The organism is Escherichia sp. KTE96, from assembly GCF_000408525.1.
GTDB lineage: Bacteria > Pseudomonadota > Gammaproteobacteria > Enterobacterales > Enterobacteriaceae > Escherichia > Escherichia marmotae.
Genome location: NZ_KE137148.1, coordinates 1 through 23,078, shown reverse-complemented (window position 1 = coordinate 23,078; position 23,078 = coordinate 1). Strand labels below are relative to the sequence as shown.

At 47.9% G+C, this 23,078-nt stretch carries 28 protein-coding genes and 2 tRNA genes; 29 read left to right on the top strand and 1 reads right to left on the bottom strand.

Annotated elements, in window-relative coordinates; all coding sequences use genetic code 11:
* Positions 1 to 2: 2 nt before the first annotated feature.
* The 28 genes from A1WG_RS14845 (at position 3) to A1WG_RS14975 (ending at position 21,318) form a co-directional block, all read left to right on the top strand.
* A complete protein-coding gene (locus A1WG_RS14845; RefSeq protein WP_016242497.1) occupies positions 3 to 404 on the top strand; it encodes a hypothetical protein in 402 nt (133 codons plus the stop codon).
* Positions 364 to 573 carry a protein NinF gene (locus A1WG_RS0121605; protein WP_077688242.1) on the top strand — a complete coding sequence of 70 codons (210 nt, stop codon included), beginning with the start codon at positions 364 to 366 and terminating at the stop codon, positions 571 to 573. Before A1WG_RS14845 ends, A1WG_RS0121605 begins: the two co-directional genes overlap by 41 nt.
* Positions 566 to 835, top strand: a complete 270-nt coding sequence (locus A1WG_RS14850) for a hypothetical protein (RefSeq protein WP_016242496.1) — start codon at positions 566 to 568, stop codon at positions 833 to 835. The genes A1WG_RS0121605 and A1WG_RS14850 overlap by 8 nt, the downstream gene beginning before the upstream one ends.
* The gene (locus A1WG_RS14855; RefSeq protein WP_000002243.1) at positions 835 to 1,125 is read left to right on the top strand and encodes a DUF1364 domain-containing protein; all 291 of its coding nucleotides are present in this window, start codon (positions 835 to 837) and stop codon (positions 1,123 to 1,125) included. Before A1WG_RS14850 ends, A1WG_RS14855 begins: the two co-directional genes overlap by 1 nt.
* On the top strand, positions 1,122 to 1,484 hold the full coding sequence (locus A1WG_RS14860; RefSeq protein ID WP_001008200.1) for a RusA family crossover junction endodeoxyribonuclease: 363 nt from the start codon (positions 1,122 to 1,124) through the stop codon (positions 1,482 to 1,484). The genes A1WG_RS14855 and A1WG_RS14860 overlap by 4 nt, the downstream gene beginning before the upstream one ends.
* Entirely contained in the window at positions 1,481 to 1,675 is a 195-nt protein-coding gene (locus A1WG_RS14865; RefSeq protein ID WP_016063210.1) for a NinH protein, read from the top strand. The genes A1WG_RS14860 and A1WG_RS14865 overlap by 4 nt, the downstream gene beginning before the upstream one ends.
* Positions 1,666 to 2,184 carry an antiterminator Q family protein gene (locus tag A1WG_RS14870; protein WP_000512805.1) on the top strand — a complete coding sequence of 173 codons (519 nt, stop codon included), beginning with the start codon at positions 1,666 to 1,668 and terminating at the stop codon, positions 2,182 to 2,184. The genes A1WG_RS14865 and A1WG_RS14870 overlap by 10 nt, the downstream gene beginning before the upstream one ends.
* Before the next feature lie 63 nt (positions 2,185 to 2,247).
* Positions 2,248 to 2,322 (top strand) — tRNA-Asn (locus A1WG_RS14875).
* Between the two features lie 5 nt (positions 2,323 to 2,327).
* Positions 2,328 to 2,403, top strand: a tRNA-Thr gene (locus A1WG_RS14880).
* A gap of 242 nt (positions 2,404 to 2,645) precedes the next feature.
* The gene (locus tag A1WG_RS14885) at positions 2,646 to 2,969 is read left to right on the top strand and encodes a phage holin, lambda family (RefSeq protein ID WP_000783734.1); all 324 of its coding nucleotides are present in this window, start codon (positions 2,646 to 2,648) and stop codon (positions 2,967 to 2,969) included.
* Positions 2,953 to 3,429 carry a glycoside hydrolase family 24 protein gene (locus A1WG_RS14890; protein WP_000229392.1) on the top strand — a complete coding sequence of 159 codons (477 nt, stop codon included), beginning with the start codon at positions 2,953 to 2,955 and terminating at the stop codon, positions 3,427 to 3,429. The genes A1WG_RS14885 and A1WG_RS14890 overlap by 17 nt, the downstream gene beginning before the upstream one ends.
* Positions 3,426 to 3,893 (top strand): lysis protein, encoded by a 468-nt coding sequence (locus tag A1WG_RS14895; protein WP_016242495.1) that lies wholly within the window; start codon positions 3,426 to 3,428, stop codon positions 3,891 to 3,893. Before A1WG_RS14890 ends, A1WG_RS14895 begins: the two co-directional genes overlap by 4 nt.
* Positions 3,881 to 4,033 carry a hypothetical protein gene (locus A1WG_RS14900; protein ID WP_001139675.1) on the top strand — a complete coding sequence of 51 codons (153 nt, stop codon included), beginning with the start codon at positions 3,881 to 3,883 and terminating at the stop codon, positions 4,031 to 4,033. The genes A1WG_RS14895 and A1WG_RS14900 overlap by 13 nt, the downstream gene beginning before the upstream one ends.
* A 164-nt stretch (positions 4,034 to 4,197) precedes the next feature.
* The gene (locus A1WG_RS14905; protein ID WP_016242494.1) at positions 4,198 to 4,440 is read left to right on the top strand and encodes a DUF2560 family protein; all 243 of its coding nucleotides are present in this window, start codon (positions 4,198 to 4,200) and stop codon (positions 4,438 to 4,440) included.
* A gap of 79 nt (positions 4,441 to 4,519) precedes the next feature.
* Positions 4,520 to 4,945 (top strand): terminase small subunit-like protein, encoded by a 426-nt coding sequence (locus A1WG_RS14910; RefSeq protein WP_000179910.1) that lies wholly within the window; start codon positions 4,520 to 4,522, stop codon positions 4,943 to 4,945.
* Positions 4,942 to 6,357 (top strand): PBSX family phage terminase large subunit, encoded by a 1,416-nt coding sequence (locus A1WG_RS14915; RefSeq protein WP_000200766.1) that lies wholly within the window; start codon positions 4,942 to 4,944, stop codon positions 6,355 to 6,357. The genes A1WG_RS14910 and A1WG_RS14915 overlap by 4 nt, the downstream gene beginning before the upstream one ends.
* Before the next feature lies 1 nt (position 6,358).
* Positions 6,359 to 8,557, top strand: a complete 2,199-nt coding sequence (locus tag A1WG_RS14920; protein WP_000818366.1) for a portal protein — start codon at positions 6,359 to 6,361, stop codon at positions 8,555 to 8,557.
* A gap of 90 nt (positions 8,558 to 8,647) precedes the next feature.
* Positions 8,648 to 9,541, top strand: coding sequence for a phage scaffold protein (locus A1WG_RS14925; RefSeq protein ID WP_016242493.1), 894 nt, complete (start codon positions 8,648 to 8,650; stop codon positions 9,539 to 9,541).
* 18 nt (positions 9,542 to 9,559) lie between these two features.
* Entirely contained in the window at positions 9,560 to 10,813 is a 1,254-nt protein-coding gene (locus tag A1WG_RS14930; RefSeq protein ID WP_016242492.1) for a P22 phage major capsid protein family protein, read from the top strand.
* Between the two features lie 41 nt (positions 10,814 to 10,854).
* Positions 10,855 to 11,043 (top strand): hypothetical protein, encoded by a 189-nt coding sequence (locus A1WG_RS14935; RefSeq protein ID WP_001389518.1) that lies wholly within the window; start codon positions 10,855 to 10,857, stop codon positions 11,041 to 11,043.
* Entirely contained in the window at positions 11,024 to 11,485 is a 462-nt protein-coding gene (locus tag A1WG_RS14940) for a packaged DNA stabilization gp4 family protein (protein ID WP_001140510.1), read from the top strand. Before A1WG_RS14935 ends, A1WG_RS14940 begins: the two co-directional genes overlap by 20 nt.
* Before the next feature lie 9 nt (positions 11,486 to 11,494).
* Positions 11,495 to 12,913: a packaged DNA stabilization protein gp10 gene (locus A1WG_RS14945; RefSeq protein ID WP_016242491.1), complete on the top strand. Its 1,419-nt coding sequence runs from the start codon at positions 11,495 to 11,497 to the stop codon at positions 12,911 to 12,913.
* A complete protein-coding gene (locus A1WG_RS14950) occupies positions 12,913 to 13,866 on the top strand; it encodes a tail needle knob protein (protein WP_016242490.1) in 954 nt (317 codons plus the stop codon). The genes A1WG_RS14945 and A1WG_RS14950 overlap by 1 nt, the downstream gene beginning before the upstream one ends.
* Positions 13,866 to 14,321 carry a DUF2824 family protein gene (locus A1WG_RS14955; protein ID WP_016242489.1) on the top strand — a complete coding sequence of 152 codons (456 nt, stop codon included), beginning with the start codon at positions 13,866 to 13,868 and terminating at the stop codon, positions 14,319 to 14,321. The genes A1WG_RS14950 and A1WG_RS14955 overlap by 1 nt, the downstream gene beginning before the upstream one ends.
* 2 nt (positions 14,322 to 14,323) lie before the next feature.
* Complete coding sequence (locus tag A1WG_RS14960) at positions 14,324 to 15,019, top strand: hypothetical protein (protein ID WP_016242488.1); 696 nt, start codon at positions 14,324 to 14,326, stop codon at positions 15,017 to 15,019.
* 9 nt (positions 15,020 to 15,028) lie between these two features.
* Positions 15,029 to 16,360, top strand: coding sequence for a phage DNA ejection protein (locus tag A1WG_RS14965; protein ID WP_016242487.1), 1,332 nt, complete (start codon positions 15,029 to 15,031; stop codon positions 16,358 to 16,360).
* Positions 16,361 to 18,754 (top strand): transglycosylase SLT domain-containing protein, encoded by a 2,394-nt coding sequence (locus A1WG_RS14970; protein ID WP_016242486.1) that lies wholly within the window; start codon positions 16,361 to 16,363, stop codon positions 18,752 to 18,754.
* Positions 18,755 to 18,918: 164 nt separating this feature from the next.
* A complete protein-coding gene (locus tag A1WG_RS14975) occupies positions 18,919 to 21,318 on the top strand; it encodes a phage head-binding domain-containing protein (protein ID WP_016242485.1) in 2,400 nt (799 codons plus the stop codon).
* A gap of 119 nt (positions 21,319 to 21,437) precedes the next feature.
* On the opposite strand, the gene A1WG_RS0121600 is transcribed toward A1WG_RS14975, so the two are convergent.
* The gene (locus A1WG_RS0121600) at positions 21,438 to 22,169 is read right to left on the bottom strand and encodes a GDSL-type esterase/lipase family protein (protein WP_016242484.1); all 732 of its coding nucleotides are present in this window, start codon (positions 22,167 to 22,169) and stop codon (positions 21,438 to 21,440) included.
* On the opposite strand from A1WG_RS0121600, the gene A1WG_RS14980 reads away from it, so the two are divergent.
* On the top strand, positions 22,170 to 22,826 hold the full coding sequence (locus tag A1WG_RS14980) for a DUF1796 family putative cysteine peptidase (protein WP_016242483.1): 657 nt from the start codon (positions 22,170 to 22,172) through the stop codon (positions 22,824 to 22,826).
* Positions 22,827 to 23,078 lie beyond the last annotated feature (252 nt).

The window sequence follows — 23,078 nt, the reverse complement described above, 5'->3', positions numbered from 1 at the left end:
CAATGCTTTTAATTCAACCAGGATTTGGCCTTAGCATCAAAAAATGGCACATGTTTGGCGAGAAAGAGTCTCAACGAAAAATGGTGCTTATCAAGTTGCCATGTATCAGTATTTGTTGGCTAAACAGGGAGGCAGCAAATTATTTGTCTACATGCGCCAGAGCAGCATTTAACGACCCTGAGTGGTTTGTAGAAAACCATCACGCTGTTCGTCAGGCAAAGAGAAAGGCCAAAACGACATACATGAAGGCGTATCGAAAAGCATGGAAAGAACACCGCGATCGATACCAGCAAGACATGGAAAAGCTTGAATCAGAAAACATGGAATTAAGACGAAAGCTCGGTGAAGCAAAACGATACATTGATGCTTACAAGCGACTTTTTAATGGTGAAAGCCATGCTTAGCCCATCCCAATCCCTTCAATACCAGAAAAAAAGCGTCGAGCGAGCTTTAACGTGCGCTAATTGCGGTCAAAAGCTGCATGTGCTGGAAGTTCACGTGTGCTCCGATTGCTGCGCAGAACTGATGAGCGATCCGAATAGCTCAATGTACGAGGAAGAAGACGATGAGTGATTTCTCTGAGCTTATTTCCTTCAAAAAAGACAGAGAAGAAATGCGGACTGAATCTGTCTATTACGTTCAACACCGGAATAAACGCTCGGTGCTTGATCAGGAGTTGATTATTACCGGAGACCTGGCATTCAGAACATATAAGGCCAGCATGGAAATGAAGGATTTCCCTAAATGTGGTTCTGAAAGAGAAGCCGCGTTAAAGCTGGCTGAGTGGATGCAGAGAATGGCTGCTGCAATTGAGAATTACTGGAGTGAACCATAATGGCTAACCTACGCAAAGAAGCACGCGGCAGAGAATGCCAGGTACGTATTTACGGCGTATGCAATGGCAATCCTGAAACTACAGTTCTGGCACATTACCGGATGGCTGGAATTTGCGGAACGGGAATGAAACCTGACGACCTGATCGGTGCATGGGCTTGTAGCGCGTGTCACGATGAAATCGACCGACGCACCCATAATCTCGACAACAAAGACGCCAGACTTTACCACCTGGAAGGCGTGATCAGGACGCAGGCGATACTGCTGAAGGAGGGGAAGATTAAGCCATGAACGAATATCAGTTTGTGCTTCCATACCCGCCGTCGGTGAACACCTACTGGCGAAGACGGGGAAGCCAATACTACATCAGCGATAAAGGCCAGAAATACCGAAAAGACGTTCAGCAAATCATCCGCCAACTTAAGTTAGACATTTTCACCAAATCACGACTCCGCATCAAAGTCATCGCAGACGTTCCAGACTCCCGCCGCCGCGACCTCGACAACATCCTGAAAGGTTTACTCGACTCCCTTATCCACGCCGGATTTGCGGAAGACGACGAGCAATTCGATGACATTCGCGTAATTCGTGGCGTGAAAGTACCAGGCGGAAGGCTTGGAATAAAAATCACCGAGCTGGAGAACGTATGAACGCCACAATTCAAACGATACCAGAGCTTCTTATCCAGACACGAGGCAATCAGACCGAAGTGGCAAGGATGCTTTCCTGCGCAAGAGGAACAGTGCTCAAGTACAACCGAGACAGTAAAGGCGAGCGTCACGTAATAGTTAACGGCGTCCTGATGGTCAAACAGGGCAAGAGGGGAAGACGATGGGCATAAGAGAACTAAACCTCACCAAAGAGCAGCACGAGTGGCTGAATGGCTGGCTTGAACTGTGGGGCGCATGGGTTTATTCAGGTCGTCTGGAAAAGCGCATGAGCAGCGTAATAGCGAAGTTCATGGAGAGCGTAGAGCCGGGAAGAGTTATGACAAGGCCAATGTGCAATGATGATGATGGAATGTTGATTTCTCAGGTCGTCGATTCCGTCATGTGCATTGACAAGAAAGCCTTTGGCATCCTCCTTAGCTACTACGCTCATGGTTCATCTAAGCGAGCAATTGCATCCTACTATCACGCGACTGCAAAGCCACGCAAGATGTGTGGACGTGGTGGCGAGGGATGGAGAAAACCTTCACTGGCAACCTGTAGAAACGAAATTGACGACATCCTGAAAGCGTCGTTATTTGTTTTGTACCAGCCAATGCAAAATGCTTTCAAAATGCGTAAACGTGTTGAGAAAGTTAAGCATGTTGCTGTTAAAAGCCTTGACATGCAATTATCCATTTAGCCATAATTAGAAGGTAAGCTGCCGTTAGTGACTCTTAAGTTGCAACGGTGGCTTTTTTTATTTGGGTCAGTCGTATAAAGGTCATTACGGAAGGCTGTTAATCTTCTTATCGTGGTTCGAGTCCACGCTGTCCCGCCAAACATGCTGGTTTAGCTCCAATGGTAGAGCAGTCGCCTTGTAAGCGAATGGGTAGCGGTTCAAGTCCGTTAACCAGCACCATAACTGAGCCGTAGCCACTGGCTATCCTGAATTCATCAGTGATAGTTATGCTGCGGCCTTCTACACATGACCTTCGTGAAAGCGGGTGGCATGAGGTTGTTAGCGCAACCTCATGCCGTTTTGCCCGTGCATATCGGTCACGAACAAATCTGATTACTAAACACAGTAGCCTGGATTTGTTCTATCAGTAATCGATCTTATTCCTAATTAAATAGAGCAAATCCCCTTATTGGGGGTAAGACATGAAGATGCCAGAAAAACATGACCTGTTAGCCGCCATTCTCGCGGCAAAGGAACAAGGCATCGGGGCAATCCTTGCGTTTGCAATGGCGTACCTTCGCGGCAGATATAATGGCGGTGCGTTTACAAAAACAGTAATCGACGCAACGATGTGCGCCATTATCGCCTGGTTCATTCGTGACCTTCTCGACTTCGCCGGACTAAGTAGCAATCTCGCTTATATAACGAGCGTGTTCATCGGCTACATCGGTACTGACTCGATTGGTTCGCTTATCAAACGCTTCGCTGCTAAAAAAGCCGGAGTAGAAGATGGTGGAAATCAATAATCAACGTAAGGCGTTCCTCGATATGCTGGCGTGGTCAGAGGGAACTGATAACGGACGGCAGAAAACCAGAAATCATGGTTATGACGTCATTGTAGGGGGAGAGCTATTCACTGATTACTCCGATCACCCTCGCAAACTTGTCACGCTAAACCCCAAACTCAAATCAACAGCAGCCGGACGTTACCAGCTTCTTTCCCGTTGGTGGGATGCCTACCGTAAGCAGCTTGGCCTGAAAGACTTCTCTCCCAAAAGCCAGGACGCTGTTGCGCTGCAGCAGATTAAGGAGCGTGGCGCTTTGCCGATGATTGATCGCGGTGATATCCGTCAGGCTATCGACCGTTGCAGCAATATCTGGGCTTCACTGCCGGGTGCTGGTTATGGTCAGTTCGAGCATAAGGCAGACAGCCTGATTGCAAAATTCAAAGAAGCAGGTGGAACGGTCAGAGAGATTGAGGTATGAGCAGAGTAACCGCGATTATCTCCGCTCTGGTTATCTGCATCATCGTCTGCCTGTCGTGGGCGGTCAATCATTACCGTGATAACGCCATCGCCTACAAAGAACAGCGAGATAAAAAAGTCAGTGAGCTGAAGCAGGCGACCGCCACCATTACTGACATGCAGCAGCGCCAGCGTTCTGCTGATGCACTCGATGCTAAATACACGAAGGAGTTAGCTGATGCGAAAGCTGAAAATGATGCTCTTCGGCGCAAGCTTGATAATGGTGGTCGGGTGTTCGTCAAAGGAAAATGCCCTGTGCCATCCTCAGCCGAAACCTCCAGCGCCTCCGGCATGGGCAATGATGCCACCGTCGAACTCTCTCCAGTTGCTGGACGAAACGTTCTCGGTATCCGGGGCGGAATTATCCGCGACCAAACAGCACTGAGAACGCTTCAGGAATACATCAGGACGCAATGCCTTCGATGATAGCGATAATTTTACTCATCATCCTTCACATCTGGCTCTGTAGACAGGATGGTGATCACTTCTGGAGTGAATCCAGATTAAACATCTCATTGCTGATGCTTGATATTGAGCATCTTGCGCGCGGTAAGGGGCTGCGTTGAGATAAGAGCCAGTCATTACAAATACCAGGATTTAGCCTCGCATTCGCGGGGCTTTTTATTGCCATTACAAAAGCCATTCCCTACAGAGTGGCTTTGATAATGGCTTATACCCTACACGGGATAACTTAACTGATATCCCTTTTAACGGATAAACGGAGCCAACAATGGCAGAGATTATTCCCATGACTGAAGAACAGAAATTCCAGTTAGAGATTTACAAACTGGTCATGAACCAGAACGCAGCCGCAGAAGAAGCATTTCAGTTCATTGGCACTGACGAACTGAAGCTTGAGCTATTCAAAATTCACTTCCAATCAGGCGGCGCTAATTCGGATATCACGACCCGCACTATCGAAGCGGTGCGTAAATCGAAGGAAGCGTTAGACCTGTTCACTACCGGAACGTAAACATGGCAACTCAAGGTTTCGACAACCCATCCAAATTCCGCGATGAATGGGATAAGCAAGCAGAAGGGAAATAATCAATATGGCGACTGAGAAAAAGAAAGGTGGTCGCCCCTCTGATTATATGCCGGAGGTGGCTAATGACATTTGCGCATTGCTTTCCTCCGGTGAGAGTCTGCGCAAAGTTTGCGAACGCCCAGGAATGCCGAGCAAAACATCAGTTTTTCGCTGGCTGGCTGAACATCAGGAGTTTCGTGACCAGTACGCGAAGGCAACAGAGACTCGGGCCGACTCTATTTTCGAAGAGATATTCGAAATTGCTGACGACGTAATCCCTGATGCCGCCGAGGTGGCAAAGGCAAGACTTCGCGTTGATACCCGCAAATGGGCGCTGGCCAGAATGAATCCCCGTAAGTATGGAGACAAGGTAACTAATGAGCTTGTCGGCAAAGACGGCGGCGCAATTCAGATTGAAACATCACCGATGAGCACTCTGTTCGGAAAATGACCTCGATTAATCCTATCTTTGAACCGTTCATTGAGGCGCATCGCTACAAAGTCGCCAAAGGCGGTCGAGGTAGCGGTAAATCATGGGCAATTGCGAGGCTGCTTGTTGAAGCGGCGCGTCGGCAGCCAGTGCGTATTCTCTGCGCTCGTGAACTGCAAAACAGTATCAGCGATTCGGTAATCCGGTTGCTTGAAGATACCATCGAGCGTGAAGGGTATTCGGCTGAGTTTGAAATTCAGCGTTCCATGATTCGTCATCTCGGAACGAATGCTGAGTTCATGTTCTACGGCATCAAAAACAACCCGACGAAGATTAAATCGCTCGAAGGCATTGATATCTGCTGGGTGGAAGAAGCGGAAGCGGTAACGAAGGAATCATGGGATATCCTGATACCAACCATCCGCAAGCCGTTTTCCGAAATATGGGTGAGCTTTAACCCGAAGAACATACTCGACGATACCTATCAGCGATTCGTTGTAAATCCTCCCGATGATATTTGCCTGCTGACGGTGAACTACACCGACAACCCGCATTTTCCTGAAGTTCTCCGTCTGGAGATGGAAGAGTGTAAACGCAGAAATCCGACACTGTATCGTCACATCTGGCTTGGTGAGCCAGTAAGCGCAAGTGATATGGCAATCATCAAACGTGAATGGCTTGAAGCCGCAACCGATGCGCACAAGAAACTCGGATGGAAAGCGAAAGGCGCTGTTGTCTCTGCGCATGACCCGTCAGATACAGGGCCAGATGCTAAAGGTTACGCATCGCGTCACGGTTCGGTAGTTAAGCGCATTGCCGAAGGTCTGCTGATGGACATCAACGAGGGTGCTGACTGGGCTACTTCGCTGGCGATTGAAGACGGCGCTGACCATTACCTGTGGGATGGTGATGGCGTCGGTGCGGGCCTACGCAGACAGACAACGGAAGCGTTCTCCGGCAAGAAAATCACCGCCACGATGTTCAAGGGCAGTGAATCGCCATTCGATGAAGATGCGCCGTATCAGGCCGGAGCATGGGCTGATGAAGTCGTACAGGGCGACAACGTTCGCACTATTGGTGATGTATTCCGCAATAAGCGAGCGCAATTCTATTACGCGCTGGCTGACAGGCTGTATCTGACATATCGGGCGGTTGTCCACGGTGAGTATGCAGACCCCGACGACATGCTGAGCTTCGACAAAGAAGCGATAGGCGAGAAGATGCTGGAGAAGCTGTTTGCAGAACTGACGCAGATTCAGCGCAAATTCAATAACAACGGGAAGCTGGAGCTAATGACTAAGGTCGAAATGAAGCAGAAGCTCGGTATTCCATCTCCTAACCTGGCTGATGCGCTGATGATGTGTATGCATTGCCCGGAGTCGGCTGCGCAACCCGACTATTCCAGTTACTCAATTCCTTGTGGTGTAGGTTGATATGGCAGAAAAAAAGATGACTGACTGGCATCGCAAGGTGCTGTGCAACTTTGATAATGCCTGGTCAGCAACGCAGGATATGCGTGAGCAGATTATTGAGGCTCAACGTTTCGTCCGGGTATCCGGCGCACAGTGGGAAGGCAGCACAAACGCTGGTTACTCATTTGATGAAGGAAGGTTTGAGCATTATCCGCGCTTTGAACTGAATAAGATTGCCCGTGAATGTGATCGCATCATTGGCGAGTATCGACAGAATCGCATAAGCGTTAAATTCAGGCCGAAGGACGATAAGGCATCGGAAGCGTTAGCCGAAAAGATGAACGGCAAATTCCGCGCTGACTATCAGGAAACATCCGGTGGCGAAGCGTGTGATAACGCATTTGATGATGCTGTAACGGGCGGATTCGGTTGTTTCCGCATGTGTGCCGATTACGAAGATGAAATGGATCCGAGTAACGAGCAGCGACGCATCAGCCTTCTTCCTGTTTACGACCCAGCGACATGCGTCTTCTTCGATCAGGACAGCAAGCAATATGACCGTTCTGATGCTATGTGGGCTATGGAAATGTTCTCCATGACGCCTAAAGCGTTCGAGGCTGAATACCCTGATTCCATCGCGGCAAGCCTTTCTCGTGATGACACTGGCACTCAATATGACTGGTCAACGCCAGATGCCATCTATGTTGGGCGCTACTACGAAGTTCGCATAGAGAAGGTGAAGCTCACTGCATGGCGCAACCCTGTTAGCGGAGAAACGGCAATCTATGATGAAGATCAAATCAAAGATATTGTCGATGAGCTAACTGATGGTGCATTCGAACTGATTGGTGAGCGGACGGTGAAGAAACGCAGAGTTTATTGCGGTCTTCTGTCTGGCGCTGAATGGCTGGAAGAACCTAAGCGTATTCCGGGCGAACATATTCCTCTCATCCCGGTATATGGGCGTCGTTCATTTGTTGATAATCAGGAGCGAATCGAAGGCCACGCAGCAAAAGCGATGGATGCACAGCGTCTTGAGAACCTGATGGTTTCCATGATTGCAGATAACGCTACTCAGGCTGGCGGTGATGGCATTCCTGTAGTTGATGTTGACATGATTCCTGGTCCTCTCGCCACTCATTGGGCGGAGCGCAACAAAAAGCGCCCGGCGTTCCTGCCGATGGTCAGTCTGAAAAACAAAAACGGAGATATTACTGCGCAGGCTCAGGTCAGCAGTTATACGCCTCCGACACAAATGCCTCCAGCTCTTGCCGGGCTATTGCAGTACACCGGAACGGCTATTCAGCAAATTACAGGTGCGTCGCAGCTTGAGAACATGCCGAGCAACGTCGCCACCGATACCGTTGATAGCATCTTTAACCGGATGGATACGCAGTCCTATATCTACATGGACAACATGGCTAAATCCATGCGTCGCGCTGGCGTTGTGTGGCTTTCTATGGCTCGTGAAGTCTATGGCAGCGATACGCCGATGCGTATCGTTAATGAGGACGGCAGCGATGACGTGGCGCTGATGACTGGTGAAGTGGTTGACCGTCAGACAGGGCAGGTTATCGCGCTTAACGACCTTTCGCAGGGTAACTATGAAGTGACTGTCGATGTTGGTCAGTCGTTCGCTACTCGCCGTGATGCAACGGTTAAGTCGTTACTTTCCATGCTGGCACTTATCCCACCAGGAACGCCGAAGCACGACCTTGTATCGTCGATGATTCTCGACAATATGGACGGTGAAGGGATGGACGACCTTAAAGAATACAACCGCAATCAGTTGCTTCTGTCTGGTGTTATCAAGCCGAGAACACCAGAAGAACAGCAGATGGTTGAGCAGGCGAAACAACAACAGGCCAGTCAGCCAGATCCGGCTATGGTTGCTGCGCAAGGTCAGCTTCTTGCTGGTCAGGCTGAATTGCAGAAAGCGCAGAACGAACAGGCAGCCATTCAGGTTAAAGCATTCCAGGCACAGACTGATGCTCAGGTTGCTGCGGCAAATGTTGTGAAAATCCTCGCATCTGCCGATAGTCAGCAGAAATCTGATATCCGCGAGGCTCTGAAACTGCTCGGACAGTTCCAGCAACAGCAAGGAGACAATGCCCGTGCTGATGCAGAGCTTGTCCTGAAAAGTCAGGCACAGGGCCATGCGCAGCGCATGGACATCAGCAGCATCCTGCAAAAATCAACTCAGCAACAACCACAGCAGTAATTAACCCATAACGTGCAATGGCTGTCTTTATGAGGCCTGGCACCCTATTGCCTTCCGATGGGCTGAACATCGAGTAAACAGGGGTAACAAATGGACCAGATGGCAGAAAACACACCAGAAGTTGAAATCGAAACCGACGCGTCAGAGCAGATTCCTGATGATGTCGAACTGGCTGAAGAAGTCGAAACAGAAGATGGCAGTGAGTCCTCCGGCAATGATGCAGAGGAAGCTACTGAAACTGATGACGACGAATCAGAGCAGGAATTCTACTTTGGTGACGAAAAGCTGGATTCGCCAACCAGCGAAGATGGCGCAGAGCATGGACTGGTAAAACACCTGCGCAAGACGATTAAAGAGAAAGACCGCGAGCTGAAAGAGCTGATGCGTCAGTCTCAGAAACCCGTCGAGCAGCAGCCGGTAATCACTCAACCACCGCGAATGCCAAAACTGGATGATGAGGACATCGGTTTCGATGAAGAAATCTATCAGCAACGCATGGCTAAGTGGGCAGATGATAACGGAAAGTACCAGCAACAGGAGATGGCTCGCAAGCAGAAGGAGCAGGAGCTTCAGGCTGCTTATCAAGAGCGATTATCCAAATATCAGCAACGTGTTAAGGCTCTCAAGGTTCCTGGCTATCAGGAAGCAGAACAGGCCGTACTCGAGGAAATCCCCATCGAGACACAAAACGCGATCCTGTTTGAGTCAGAGAAGCCGGAAATCGTTGTTCTGGCGCTTGGTCGCAACGCTGAACTGCGCAAGCAACTGGCAGAAGCTACCAACCCCGTAGCAATTGGTCGTCTGCTGGAACGTATCGAATCGAAGGCCAGAATCATGCCAAAAGCAAAAACCACGGCAGCCACAACCCCGACAGTTAAGGGGAGCAACGGCGCAGTAATCAATAACCTCGACAAACTGAAAGCCAAGGCGCTGGAAACTGGTGACTGGACGCCGTATTTCGCCGCTAAAAAGGCAAAAAAATAACCTATCGGAGCATTAAGCATGGCTAACCAATTAGCAAAAGACCTTGAAATCATGTTCGAAAACTACGTTGAAGGCTTTGAGGCCGCCTGCGTAGTTTCCCGTAACGCTAAAAAATTCCGTCCCGGTGATACAGCAATGCAGCGAGCAGGTGATGTTCTGTATCGTCCGCAGCATTACCACATGAACATTGAGGAAGGCCTCGACCTCAGCAGCAAAACGCCAACAGCACTGGTTCAGCGCCTTGTTCCTTCTGTGTTCAAGGAGCCGAAAAACATTCTGTACACTCTGGATGCGCGTGAAATGCGTGACCCGGAACATAAAACTGAAGCTGGTCGCGCCGCAGGTATGCGCCTTGCTGCACAGATTGACTCTGACCTGATTTCCATGGTCACGCAGCGTGCTACTAACGTGATCACAATGGCTGACTCAACCACTGGTTCACAGGGCCGTGATTTGTGGAACTGTGCGGCAGGTATTGATGCCACCATGACGGCGATTGGTGTGCCGCAGGGTATCAATCGTCGCTCTTTCTGGAACCCCTTCAACTACAAAGACCTTGCTGGCGAGCTTGGTCACCGTGCCTATGCTCAGGGCGCAACCCTGACAGCATACGAAAAAGCGCAGATCCCTACGGTTGCGTCCTTCGATAGCTACAAGACCGATATTTCTGGTCGTGTTCCGAAGGGTACAGCAACTTCCATTACGCTGGCATCAGCACCTGCGCACAAGGTTGAAGCGAAAGATGCTAACGATATGCCAGTGGATAACCGACAGGGGACCATTACGGTATCTGCTGAAGGTTTGCAGGTTGGCGATGCGTTTACCATCGCAGGGGTGAATTCCGTACACCAGATCACCAAAGATACCACCGGGCAGCCGCAGGTATTCCGCGTTCTGGCAGTTAGCGGAACGACAGTAACTATCTCCCCGAAAATTCTGCCGCCTGACAACGCGGATGTCGCCAGCCGTCCATATGCAAACGTTGATGCTAATGCGGCAAGTAGCGCAGCAATCACCATTCTCAACAAAAATGCCGCACCGGCTAACCTGTTCTGGGCTGATGGTTCTGTTGAACTGATGTACGGCAAACTGGCGTTCCCGACTGGTCAGGGTCCACAGGTAATGACAGCAACCACCGAGCAGGGCGCTACGCTGATCATGTCTTACGCCTTCGACCACATCAAAGGCGTAACCACTGCTCGTTTCACCACTCTGTACGGTTGCTCTGTACTGGTTCCTGAATATACGGGCATCGTTATTGCCGGGCAGTAATTTTGGTGGGGCTTCGGCCCCATTTTTATTGGGAGAAGACAATGGCACGAACAATGCTCTATAAGCCGGGCAACATGATCACCTGTGGTCAGTTTGCTGTCGATTACATCATTGTTGATGACGAAGAAGTTAAATCTCATCTGAAAAAAGGCTGGGTAAAAACTCCTGAAGAAACCGCAACGAAGCAAAAAGTTGCTAAGGCGGAAGAAGATGGCGAAAACGAAGGGTGATCTCGTTCTAAAGGCTTTACGAAAAGCCGGGCTGTATTCCAATGCCACGTTGACAGATGCTGACCCTCAGGCAATTGAAGATGCCATTAATGACCTCGAAGACATGATGGCAGCATGGCAGGCGAAAGGTATCGAGCTTGGGTATCAGTTTGCTGATACAGAAAACGGCATCATGCCGTTACCTGACGATGATTCAGGTATCCCTGCATGGGCAAATGATGGCGTCGCTTTGAAACTCGCTGTGCAAGTGTGCATGGATAACGTCATTCAGCCGTCAGACGCTCTCCTTACCGCTGCTGACAGTGCATATCAGACAATCTGCATTGCTTTAACCAAAATACCACCACTTGAGCGGCGAAATGACATGCCTCGCGGTAGTGGTAACAAAAGCGCGTTTACGTGGAATCGGTTTTACATCGAGAAAGATGATCCGAGTACGTGAGGTGAATAAATGCCGATTCAGCAACTTCCGCTTATGAAAGGTGTCGGTAAAGACTTCCGAAACGCCGACTATATCGACTATCTGCCAGTGAATATGTTGGCTACACCCAAAGAAATCCTGAACAGCAGCGGATATCTTCGCTCATTCCCGGGCATTGCCAAACGCTCTAATGTGAACGGCGTATCGCGCGGCGTCGAGTACAACATGGCGCAGAGTGCTGTTTATCGCGTGTGTGGTGGCAAGCTGTACAAAGGAGAAAATGCAGTCGGTGATGTTGCCGGAAGTGGTCGCGTATCAATGGCGCATGGCCGGACATCACAGGCGGTAGGCGTTAATGGTCAACTTATCGAGTATCGCTATGATGGCACGGTTAAAACCGTCTCAAACTGGCCTACAGACAGCGGATTCACGCAGTATGAGTTAGGTTCAGTCCGCGACATTACACGCTTACGTGGGCGTTATGCGTGGTCAAAAGACGGCACGGATTCATGGTTTATCACTGACCTTGAAGACGAATCGCATCCTGACCGTTACAGTGCACAATATCGTGCCGAGTCTCAGCCTGACGGAATCATCGGCATCGGCACATGGCGAGACTTCATCGTCTGCTTTGGTTCATCGACGATTGAATATTTTTCCCTCACTGGTGCAACCACAGTTGGTGCCGCGTTGTATGTCGCACAGCCATCGCTGATGGTGCAGAAAGGCATTGCCGGAACTTACTGCAAAACGCCGTTTGCTGATTCCTATGCGTTCATCAGCAATCCGGCAACAGGTGCTCCGTCTGTATACATCATCGGCTCCGGTCAGGTATCACCAATCGCCAGCGCGAGCATTGAGAAAATTCTCCGCTCCTACACTGCTGATGAACTGGCTGATGGTGTGATGGAGTCTCTGCGATTTGATGCGCATGAGTTGCTGATTATCCATCTTCCGCGTCATGTTCTTGTTTACGACGCATCTTCAAGCGCCAATGGTCCGCAATGGTGTGTGCTGAAAACAGGCCTGTATGACGATGTGTACCGCGCTATCGACTTCATTTACGAAGGCAATCAGATAACGTGCGGCGATAAGCTGGAATCGGTGACCGGGAAATTGCAATTCGATATCAGCAGCCAGTACGACAAGCAACAGGAACATCTGCTGTTTACTCCGTTGTTCAAAGCGGATAACGCCAGAGTGTTCGACCTTGAGGTTGAATCGTCAACTGGCGTTGCGCAGTACGCCGACAGCCTGTTCATCTCTGCAACCACTGACGGCATAAATTACGGTCGTGAGCAGATGATTGAGCAGAATGAACCGTTCGTTTATGACAAACGTGTTTTGTGGAAGCGAGTAGGGCGCATCAGGAAAAATGTCGGCTTCAAATTGCGCGTTATAACGAAGTCACCTGTCACTCTGTCTGGCTGCCAGATAAGGATTGAGTAATGGCTGATTCGAATCTCAATGAGCCGGTAATCATCCAGGCTACGCGGCTCGACACATCAGTCCTTCCGCGCAATATCTTCTCGCAGTCATATCTGCTGTACGTTATCGCACAGGGCACTGATGTTGGTAACGTGGCTAACAAGGCCAACGAAGCAGGGAAGGGGGCTTATGATGCACAGGTGAAGAATGATGAGCAGGATGTCACCCTTGCAGACCATGAATCCAGAATTGAAGCTGCTGAAGCAACTCTCATCAATCATGAACATAGAATTGCAGCAGCGGAAAGCACTCTTGCAGATCATGAAACAAGGATTACGGCTGCTGAAACAGAGCTGGCTGATCACGAGACACGAATTGCTGCCAATGAATCTGAGTTAGCAAACCATGATGCGCGCATAACTCAGAATAAAACCGATATCGACGCACTTGATACCAGGCTCACAGCGGCAGAAGGAAGTATTTCGACGCTACAAAGCACAGTTGGTGATCACTCAACAAGAATATCTGCGCTTGAGTATGCCACCACGCGCAAGAAATCAGAGGTTGTTTACTCAGGAGTATCTGTAACCATCCCGACAGCGCCGACTAACCTTGTTAGCCTGCTGAAAACGCTCACGCCGTCATCCGGAACGTTGGCACCATTCTTCGACACCGTTAACAACAAGATGGTTGTGTTCAACGAGAACAAAACCTTGTTCTTCAAGCTGTCGATCGTCGGGACGTGGCCCAGCGGAACCGCTAACAGGTCAATGCAGCTAACCTTGTCCGGTTCTGTTCCTGACACGTTGGTTAGCAGTCGTAATGCGGTGACAACAACCGACAACATCCTGTTAGCTACGTTCTTCAGCGTGGATAAAGACGGCTTTCTTGCCACAAATGGCAGCACGTTAACCATTCAGTCGAATGGTGCGTCGTTTACTGCCACAACCATCAAGATAATCGCGGAGCAGTAATGATTCAGTTCAAACCAACGCGAAACATCGACCTGATCGAAGCAGTCGGAAATCACCCTGACATTATTGCCGGAAGCAACAACGGTGATGGATACGACTACAAGCCTGAATGCCGTTACTTTGAGGTGAACGTGCACGGGCAGTTCGGCGGCATTGTTTACTATCAGGAGATTCAGCCGCTGACCCTCGATTGCCACGCCATGTACCTGCCAGAGATTCGCGGCTTCAGCAAGGAAATCGGGCTGGCGTTCTGGCGATACATTCTGACCAACACCACCGTTCAGTGCGTCACATCATTTGCTGCACGCAAATTCCGCCACGGGCAGATGTACTGCGCAATGATTGGCCTTAAGCGTGTAGGAACCATCAAGAAATACTTCAAAGGCGTGGATGACGTGACGTTTTACAGCGCCACACGCGAAGAACTAATCGACTTCCTGAATCACGGGAGATAGCCATGTTATATGCATTTACGCTGGGCAGAAAACTGCGCGGCGAGGAACCTTATTGCCCTGAAAAAGGCGGGAAAGGTGGCAGTTCTGATAAAAGCGCAAAGTATGCCGCAGAAGCTCAGAAGTATGCCGCAGACCTGCAGAATAAGCAGTGGCAGACGATCATGAAAAACCTTGCTCCGTTCACGCCACTCGCTCAGCAGTACGTATCACAATTGCAGAATCTTTCCTCTCTTCATGGGCAAGGTCAGGCACTTAACCAGTATTACAACTCTCAGCAGTACAAAGATCTTGCTGGTCAGGCTCGCTATCAGAGTCTGGCTGCAGCGGAAGCAACAGGTGGATTGGGTTCCACTGCAACCGGTAATCAGTTAGCAACAATCGCACCAACGCTTGGTCAGCAGTGGCTGTCTGGTCAGATGAACAACTACCAGAATCTGGCAAATATTGGTCTTGGCGCACTGCAAGGTCAGGCAAACGCCGGGCAGACATATGCCAACAACATGAGTCAGATTTCGCAGCAAAGTGCGGCTCTTGCCGCTGCTAATGCCAATAAACCATCAGGTCTTCAGACAGCAATTAGCGGCGGAGCTTCAGGGGCTATGACTGGCGCTGCTCTTGGCTCTATTGTTCCCGGACTTGGTACTGGATTAGGAGCGGCAATTGGTGGCGGGCTTGGCCTGCTTGGCTCGTTGTTTTAAGGGGTAATCATGGCTACTTGGCAAGGATCAAATGGCGGATTGTTGGCTGGTATCGGTGGCGTCAACTCAAACGCTCCTAGCGTAAATGACATCGGCAATACGCTTCAGCTTATCAGGCAGAACAATGATTTTGAGCGTTCAGGCGCTAACAATGTTGGGCTGACTGCTTTGCAAGGTCTTTCAGGTATAGCGAGTGTTTTTCAGCAGGAAAAGCAGGCTCAGCGGCAGAAAGAATTTCAGCAGGCATACGCTAATGCTTATGCGTCTGGTGATCGCGGTGCCTTGCGTCAGTTGGCTACTCAATATCCAGACCAGATTGAATCCGTTCGTAAAGGCATGGGATTCATTGATGAAGATCAGCGTAATTCTATCGGCACCTTAGCGGCTGGCGCACGCCTTGCGTCATCGTCTCCAGAAGCAATGCAATCATGGCTGCAAAACAACGCCGGTGAGTTAGCTCGTGTTGGCGTTAATCCTCATGACGTCGCTCAGATGTACCAACAGAACCCGCGGCAGTTCGGCGAATTTGTCGATCACCTAGGGATGAACAGTCTCGGGCCCGAAAAATACTTTGACCTACAGGATAAAATGCAGGGTCGCCAGGTTACCATGCGCGGTCAGGATCTGGATTCGCAAACCGCCGCTCGGAATCAGGCAATCACAATGCGCGGACAAGATATCCAGGCGAATTTAGGTCAGCAGCGCATTAATCTGGACGCAGAAACAAACCGCATTAACAACGAAAATAAGCGCCTTGACCGGATGCTATCAGCAGAAACTAACGACCTGAAGCGCCAGGAAATACAGAGCCGCATAGCAGCCAACAACCAGCAGTTGCAGCAGAAGCAGCAAGCGCTAAATGATGGCTACAAAGACGGCATCAACACCCTCACAACCAGCATGTTCACTCTGAACGATATCGTTAGTTCTCCTTCACTTAAGAGCATTACAGGCTTACGTGGAGTAATCCCCAACGTTCCAGGCTCACAGGCTGCAGACACTCAGGCACGACTTGATACCTTTAAATCACAAGCATACCTGACAGCGGTTCAGGCCATGCGAGGCATGGGCGCACTTTCTGATGCCGAGGGCAAAAAGCTCGACCAGGCTGTTGGTTCGCTGCAGAACTCGCAGAGCGAGGAGTCCTTTCGTCGCAACGCTGGCGTCATTCTGAACACGCTCAACCAGAAGCGTAATGAGGCGGTTGGTAAGTACGTTCAGCAAAACGGCATCAAGCGAGTGGAAGCGCCTCAGGCTTCTATAGATTACCTGAAGCAGCACCCCGAGCTGTCAATCGACTTCATTAATCGCTACGGATATCTTCCATCTTTGGGGCAGTAAATGGCTAATTACCGTGATTTGTTAGAGCAGGCTGGCGCACGTTACGGTGTGCCAGAAGGGTTGATGACTGCACTGGGTGCCAAGGAGTCTTCTTACAACCCTGCCGCAGTAAGCTCCGCCGGGGCTGTAGGGTTGACTCAGGTCATGCCTGGGACATGGCGTGATATGGGTTATACCGATGAGCAAATGCAAAACCCCGAATATCAGGCTGACGCTGGCGCGCGCTATCTGGCAAAGATGTACCAGCAGTTTGGTAACTGGCGTGACGCTCTTCAGGCTTATCACGACGGTCCCGGCAACGTTATGAAGGCAAAGCGTGGCGAATATACGCCAGGACCTGAAGGCCGCGGTTACGTTGATGATCGCTTTGCTCAATGGGCGGGTGACCCGGTGACAGACTCAACAGTCGAACAGCGCGCCACCTCTGCAAAGGTACATCCTCAGCAAGACCCTAACAACCCGTTTGCACAACTGGAAGCACAGTCATCCGAACAAGTATCGGCATCAGGCGTGCAGTCAGACCCAAATAATCCATTTGCTCAGATTGAGCAGCAGGCAGCCAGTCAGCAGCCACCTCAACCCGTAAGTTCTGTCGCACCGAAACCTGTTCAGCAGCAAGGCGGAATAATGTATGACCTTGGTAATGGACTTGCTGAAACCGGGCGCGGCTTACTACAGGCAGGAATCAACGTAGCGAACATACCTGCTGAACTCACTGATGCTGTAACAAGCGCGGCGGCTTGGGCTGGCGGTAAACTCGGTATTGGCGATGGTACATATCAACCAGCACCACGAGTAACAACGCAGGGATTAGAGCAAGACTTTGGACTTAAGCAAGGCGCGCTGACTCCACAAACGACAGAGGGAAGGGTATTTGCTGAAGCATTGCCTTACCTCACTCCTGCTGGCATTGAGAGAGCGGCAACACAGGCACCAACACTTGCTGGTCGAATTGCTCAGGGGGCAACTCGCCTTCTAGCAGAAAACGCAGTTGGATCACTTGCTGCAAATAGTGCGAAAGATGATGCGGAAGCACTCGCCACCGATTTAGGCGTTGGTGTACTTGCTGGCGGTGCTATTAACGCTGCCGGACGTGGATTAGGTGCTGCTTATCGTGGCGTTCGTGGTGCTATCGCGCCAGAAGCGCAGCAAGCTATCAGATTTGCAGAGCGTGAAGGAGTGCCTCTGCACACCACAGACCTGTTACAGCCTACTTCCCGCGTCGGAAAAATGGCGCAAACGACAGCAGAAAATATCCCCCTGGCTGGCACAAGCGGAATGAGAGCAACGCAACAGGAAGCGAGAAGCCAGTTGGTGCAGAGATTTGCTGATAAATTCGGTGAGTATGATCCAGCTGTTGTTATTGACAGCCTTAAAGCGAAAACATCAGGAATTCGTCGTGCTGCAGGGAACCGTCTTGAGCAGGTTCAGAATGCAATGGCGGGAGTCAATATCCAGCCTGCGCGAGCAATTCAGCAGATTGATACTGAGATATCTAATCTGAAGAAGCTTGGTAAGGTTGCTGATAACGAGACAATTTCAAAACTTCAGTCATATCATGATGAGCTTGTTCGCAATGCTGGCCCTGATGGTCCGGTAAATCTGGATTTGAAGCAATTAAGCGACCTGCGCAGTCAGTTCAGAATGGACGTGAAGGGTGAGCGACCAGTGTTACCAAACCGTTCCGATGCTGCCATTCAGCGCGTTTACAAGGCGATGACCGACGATATCAATGGTGCCATTGGTCATAATCTTGGCAACGATACTCTCCGTAAATATCAGCAGGCCAATGCCGTCTACGCTGACGAAGCGGCGAAACTAAAGAATACCAGGCTGAAGAATGTTCTCATGAAAGGCGACCTGACACCGGAAATTGTCAACAACATGCTATTCAGCAAGAACAAATCGGAAATTAAGACGCTGTATAACTCAGTTGGTCGTGTTGGCAGGGCGCAAATGCGCAATGGCATCATTGGAAAGGCGATGGAGAAATCTGGCGGATCCCCTGACCAGTTCCTTCGGCAGCTTAACATCCTGCAAAACCAGACTGGCATCACATTTAAGGGGCAGGATGCTGCTTATCTGAAAGGATTGAAAAATTACCTTCAGTCCACTCAGCAGGCAGCAAAAGCGGCAGTAACAACACCCACAGGGCAGCAAACCATCCCGTTCATTATCGGGTATGGGACGGCAATGAACCCGGCGACAACTGGCGCAGCAGTAAGCTACGGACTTCTTACTCGCGCCTATGAGAGCGAACCATTCAGAAATGCAATGCTCAGAATGGCAAACACCCCACGCGGATCAACAGCCTTTGAGAAAGCAATGCAGCAGGCACAAAAGGCAATTAACGCTCTGACGCAGGGGGCTAAGTCTGATTCGTTGTCAGAATAGCTTTGCAAACACCAGAAATGTGCAAAAACCAAATATATAGAACGCAATATTCAACTGATCTTTTTGCATAGACTCATCTCATAGTTAACAAATCATAACTTACATTAATGCAATGCCGGGCAAGTTGCATCTTGTTCCGCATTGCTACGTCTGGAGAAAATTAAATGACAGACATTACAGCCAATGTTGTAGTGAGTATGCCTTCGCAACTCTTCACTATGGCGCGTTCTTTTAAAGCAGTAGCCAACGGCAAAATTTATATCGGAAAAATTGACACTGACCCGGTAAGTCCAGAAAACCAGATTCAGGTTTATGTAGAGAACGAAGACGGCTCTCATGTTCCTGTTTCGCAGCCAATCATCATTAACGCTGCTGGATATCCGGTATATAACGGGCAGATTGCCAAATTCGTAACTGTTCAAGGCCATTCTATGGCTGTATATGATGCATATGGCACTCAGCAGTTCTATTTCCCTAATGTGCTGAAGTATGACCCGGATCAGCTACGGCAGCAGTTAGAAGACCCGGATGGTGCTAAAAAATATCCCGAATTGCAGATTGCACGATGGCGTGATGACAAAGATGTTCGCGGTTGGGGGGCTATCAGTGATGGAATAACTGACGCTACTGAGGCATTCTCTAACGCAGGCTATAGAATGTTTGTTCCTGATGGCGATTTTGCAGTAAATACTCTCGAAGTTGATGTATCTTCTGCTCGAGGTATTGGGAGGATTGTTGCAGATAATGGCTCTCTTATTTCCGTTTCTCGTCTACTTGAAACTGACAAACTTGCGCAGAGAAAAATGATGGAACCTTTTTTTGGTTTTCAGGGAGAAACAAACACAGAAATTTATCCTAATGCCAGAAATGCGTTACAGGGGATCGCATATTGCCGTGTTAATGGCATTGAAAAACTATTTGTCACACAACGGCCTGTTGGGCCAACCTGGTCGGATAAAGAAAGAGTTCGTATTGTTGAGTTTAATCTTTATGATGATGGAAGGGTAGTAAACCATGTTGCGTATTCTCCAGAATTAAACCTTGGGCACGGATTTGATCTTTCTGCCATGGTGGAGAATGGTCAAGTATATTTATATACATCAAGTGTAACCAATTCAGGTGAAGATGGGGAGTCTGCAGGCAAAGGGTTTAGTAAAATAACTTGGCGAGGGGCAGGAACAACTCAGTCTGACGTAAAAAGTTATAATGTATGGGGGATTACTGGTAGCGGTCACCCATTTCAAGATTACAATCGTGCAGGAATTGCCATTTCTTCTGACGGTCGTCTTTTAATAATGGTTAATACACCAAAGAGTGATGCCGCTAAACGAACTGTATTTATATACGATAAAATATCAATTGATAAACTTGAAGATAAAACATTAGCAAACCCCATGTTTGTTTGGGAAATGAGCGACTCACCTTCTGAAGGCGCTTACTCTGTACAAGGTATTGCGTCTGATGGAAGATATATACATATACTTAAGGGAGGCACTAATGCTTTTGGAAAGCATCATATCTTTACATATGATTTAACAGGTAATTTACTAAGAAAATTAGATATCGATGATGCAAGGTCGCAATATGGGCGCGATGGGTTGCTTAACCATCCAACTCTTGGGAATCCAGCCAGATTCGAGCCGGAAGGTTTAACTATTCGTGGCGAAGAAATAATTATAAGCTGCATAGAAACATGGAGGGCAGGAGCTAATATTGTAAACTGGCGTGGAAGAAGATGGGCTGCATCATCTATTGAGACTTCTGGAATAATTGGTGTTCCTCCATCAAATGGCTCTTATTGGGTGGAAACAACCAAGGATGCAAATTCTGGAGACTGGAGTCCTGATACAGATTATGGATGGGGAAGTAGCTATTCTCTTGAGAAAAAGACAATTTACTCTATACGACCAGCGACTGGTAACAACGATGAGCAGAACCTTAATTCTGGCATAACCAATGCTTCAAGTAATGCAGGTGTAGATGCCGGAGAAAGCGGGCGAAATATATCATTTAGATGGCGCAATGCTTTTAATATTGTTGCATTTAGCGAACGTCTTGGTGAGTACTTCGACGCTATTATGTATGATAATAGCTCAAGACTAAGAATATACGATCAGCAAAACGGTAGTGATAACACTGTTTATGGCTCAATCCAGGCACTATTTACGTCATCATTTAAGGGATTGATTTTAAGGGGGAGGGGGGTATCAGCATCAAATAGTTCCTATATTAGGTTACATTCATCTGATGATCCAAACTACCCAAATTCGATCATTGAAGGAACAAGAACAGATGGAAGTTTTTCCAGGGAAACAGATTCAAACGGCACCACTACATTTGCATCGGACTCAGAGCACGAACCGTTGCGTATCAGAAGGGCTTCAGATGGTTTGTTGTTTGCATACGAGAAAGTAAGAGGTACAACTCTCTTTGGAATTTATAGAGGCTCCGGTTCACCTGAGGGTGTTGTGACCGCACCTCAGGGGTCAATGTACATTGATTATAATGGTGATTGGTATCAAAAAAAAACAGGAACAGGAAATACCGGATGGATACTAAAATAAATATAGTTTTTTCAATTAAAGTGCTAGTGCATTAAGCCATGATAAACAAATAAAATAAACCTCTATTGCTTTATTCTATATAAAAAACCACCTCATAATGAGATGGTTTTTTACTATTCTTATTTTTTAATTAAAGGGTATATGATTGACGCCCACATTAAATACCCATTACCATTTAGATGGACTCCATCATCGCTATACTTAGCTAGTATTTTTCTATCTTTTGCCATGTGCACGTTAAGATCTACGAAACGACAATAATTAGATACAGAGCAATAGTTATTTATTGCATTATTTAATTTTAATATTTTTATGTTGTCATTTAACCTGCTTTCTCTTGACACGTAAAGGGTGGACTGAATGAATACATTAATTCTGTGTTTGTGTAGTTTTTTTATTATATGCTTATAGTCACGAACCACATCATCAACACTTCTTTTTCTTCTGAAATCATTTGTTCCGCCCATAATGAATACATATTTGGGCTTTAATAAAAATATAGAATCAATCCTTCTTTTCATAAATTTAACTTCATCTCCCCCAATGCCCCTATTTGCTACAGATAAACTAGGAAGAAGCTCATTCCACTCTCCTCGCGCGGTTATGCTATCGCCAAGCATAACAATATCCCTTTGCTCCTTTAATAACTCAAACATCGACTCCCTCATGCGATATGGTGGCGTTTTGTTTGTATCAGAAGCAAATGAAAAAAATGGTATAGATAACAAAAACATAAAAATAAACAAATTATCAACAATGTGCTTACTTGTTTGTTTGCTTTTGTTAACTGTTTGACTGATTAATAAGGCAATGTTATGATTTTTGTCGTCATAAAATGTAAGGAAAATCATATGAATAAAGGCCTTTTTCTTCCTTGTGGAGAGTATGATTTTATAGCAAGCCTTGGTAAAAAATGTCAACCAGCAGGAAGGTTAAAGCGATTTGGGTTGAGGACATTTAGTGGACCATTTGATTGGTTTGCCTCTCAAAAACTACCTCAAGTTACAAAAATAATTAATAAGGGGTGCGACCACCTTTTCTTGCCTGAAAATATAAAAATTAATGGCAGATTTAAAAATTGTATTGATATCACAGATACAGCGACTGGATTTCGAAGTATTCACGATATTCTTATTGATGACTATGAAAAACAAGGTATTGAAGTCTGCTTGTTTAATATGATGAAAAAAATAAAGGCGAGAAGAAAAAGATTTATAGAGAAAATCAATGAGTCGGAACGTGTTTTACTCGTTAGATTGAATGCAGAACGAGATGCTGTGTATAAACTGAGAAGTGTTTTGGATAAAAAATTCCCAACAACAAAAATAGATCTTCTTATTTTTAAGGAGCGCAAAGGAGAAGACCTTTGCAATATAGACTTTGATATGCCAGATACTTATGTAGTATCTGGTGATAATGAACCAACCAACGATGAGTGGTTGGGTAGCGATCAAGCTTGGAAGATTATGCTTTCATCTGTAAAGATTAGGACTTATTATAGTTCATAATATTTAAATGTTAGATAGCACTGGCAGTATATAATTTATATAGCCATAAAAAATAACACACAAAGCTTTGCACTGGATTGCAAGGCTTTGTGCTCTTCGATGCTGAGTGGTGGGGCATATATGGGGCAAATCACACCGTTAGATCTACGGAGAACTACGATGCTTGATGTTTCAGTCAACTCTAACCGCCTGTTATCTGGTGTGCTCTTGGGCGATCTGTGTCATTTATGAAATATACATGGTCATATGATG

Coding starts and splice junctions, on each gene's coding strand:
- A1WG_RS14865 (WP_016063210.1), top strand. CDS start 1,481: ATGAACGCCACAATTCAAACGATACCAGAGCTTCTTATCCAGACACGA.
- A1WG_RS0121605 (WP_077688242.1), top strand. CDS start 364: ATGCTTACAAGCGACTTTTTAATGGTGAAAGCCATGCTTAGCCCATCC.
- A1WG_RS14965 (WP_016242487.1), top strand. CDS start 15,029: ATGGCTACTTGGCAAGGATCAAATGGCGGATTGTTGGCTGGTATCGGT.
- A1WG_RS14925 (WP_016242493.1), top strand. CDS start 8,648: ATGGACCAGATGGCAGAAAACACACCAGAAGTTGAAATCGAAACCGAC.
- A1WG_RS14950 (WP_016242490.1), top strand. CDS start 12,913: ATGGCTGATTCGAATCTCAATGAGCCGGTAATCATCCAGGCTACGCGG.
- A1WG_RS14855 (WP_000002243.1), top strand. CDS start 835: ATGGCTAACCTACGCAAAGAAGCACGCGGCAGAGAATGCCAGGTACGT.
- A1WG_RS14940 (WP_001140510.1), top strand. CDS start 11,024: ATGGCGAAAACGAAGGGTGATCTCGTTCTAAAGGCTTTACGAAAAGCC.
- A1WG_RS14860 (WP_001008200.1), top strand. CDS start 1,122: ATGAACGAATATCAGTTTGTGCTTCCATACCCGCCGTCGGTGAACACC.
- A1WG_RS14920 (WP_000818366.1), top strand. CDS start 6,359: ATGGCAGAAAAAAAGATGACTGACTGGCATCGCAAGGTGCTGTGCAAC.
- A1WG_RS14885 (WP_000783734.1), top strand. CDS start 2,646: ATGAAGATGCCAGAAAAACATGACCTGTTAGCCGCCATTCTCGCGGCA.
- A1WG_RS14845 (WP_016242497.1), top strand. CDS start 3: ATGCTTTTAATTCAACCAGGATTTGGCCTTAGCATCAAAAAATGGCAC.
- A1WG_RS14980 (WP_016242483.1), top strand. CDS start 22,170: ATGAATAAAGGCCTTTTTCTTCCTTGTGGAGAGTATGATTTTATAGCA.
- A1WG_RS14910 (WP_000179910.1), top strand. CDS start 4,520: ATGGCGACTGAGAAAAAGAAAGGTGGTCGCCCCTCTGATTATATGCCG.
- A1WG_RS14870 (WP_000512805.1), top strand. CDS start 1,666: ATGGGCATAAGAGAACTAAACCTCACCAAAGAGCAGCACGAGTGGCTG.
- A1WG_RS14890 (WP_000229392.1), top strand. CDS start 2,953: ATGGTGGAAATCAATAATCAACGTAAGGCGTTCCTCGATATGCTGGCG.
- A1WG_RS14905 (WP_016242494.1), top strand. CDS start 4,198: ATGGCAGAGATTATTCCCATGACTGAAGAACAGAAATTCCAGTTAGAG.
- A1WG_RS0121600 (WP_016242484.1), bottom strand. CDS start 22,169: ATGATTTTCCTTACATTTTATGACGACAAAAATCATAACATTGCCTTA.
- A1WG_RS14935 (WP_001389518.1), top strand. CDS start 10,855: ATGGCACGAACAATGCTCTATAAGCCGGGCAACATGATCACCTGTGGT.
- A1WG_RS14960 (WP_016242488.1), top strand. CDS start 14,324: ATGTTATATGCATTTACGCTGGGCAGAAAACTGCGCGGCGAGGAACCT.
- A1WG_RS14915 (WP_000200766.1), top strand. CDS start 4,942: ATGACCTCGATTAATCCTATCTTTGAACCGTTCATTGAGGCGCATCGC.
- A1WG_RS14930 (WP_016242492.1), top strand. CDS start 9,560: ATGGCTAACCAATTAGCAAAAGACCTTGAAATCATGTTCGAAAACTAC.
- A1WG_RS14955 (WP_016242489.1), top strand. CDS start 13,866: ATGATTCAGTTCAAACCAACGCGAAACATCGACCTGATCGAAGCAGTC.
- A1WG_RS14850 (WP_016242496.1), top strand. CDS start 566: ATGAGTGATTTCTCTGAGCTTATTTCCTTCAAAAAAGACAGAGAAGAA.
- A1WG_RS14945 (WP_016242491.1), top strand. CDS start 11,495: ATGCCGATTCAGCAACTTCCGCTTATGAAAGGTGTCGGTAAAGACTTC.
- A1WG_RS14975 (WP_016242485.1), top strand. CDS start 18,919: ATGACAGACATTACAGCCAATGTTGTAGTGAGTATGCCTTCGCAACTC.
- A1WG_RS14900 (WP_001139675.1), top strand. CDS start 3,881: ATGCCTTCGATGATAGCGATAATTTTACTCATCATCCTTCACATCTGG.
- A1WG_RS14970 (WP_016242486.1), top strand. CDS start 16,361: ATGGCTAATTACCGTGATTTGTTAGAGCAGGCTGGCGCACGTTACGGT.
- A1WG_RS14895 (WP_016242495.1), top strand. CDS start 3,426: ATGAGCAGAGTAACCGCGATTATCTCCGCTCTGGTTATCTGCATCATC.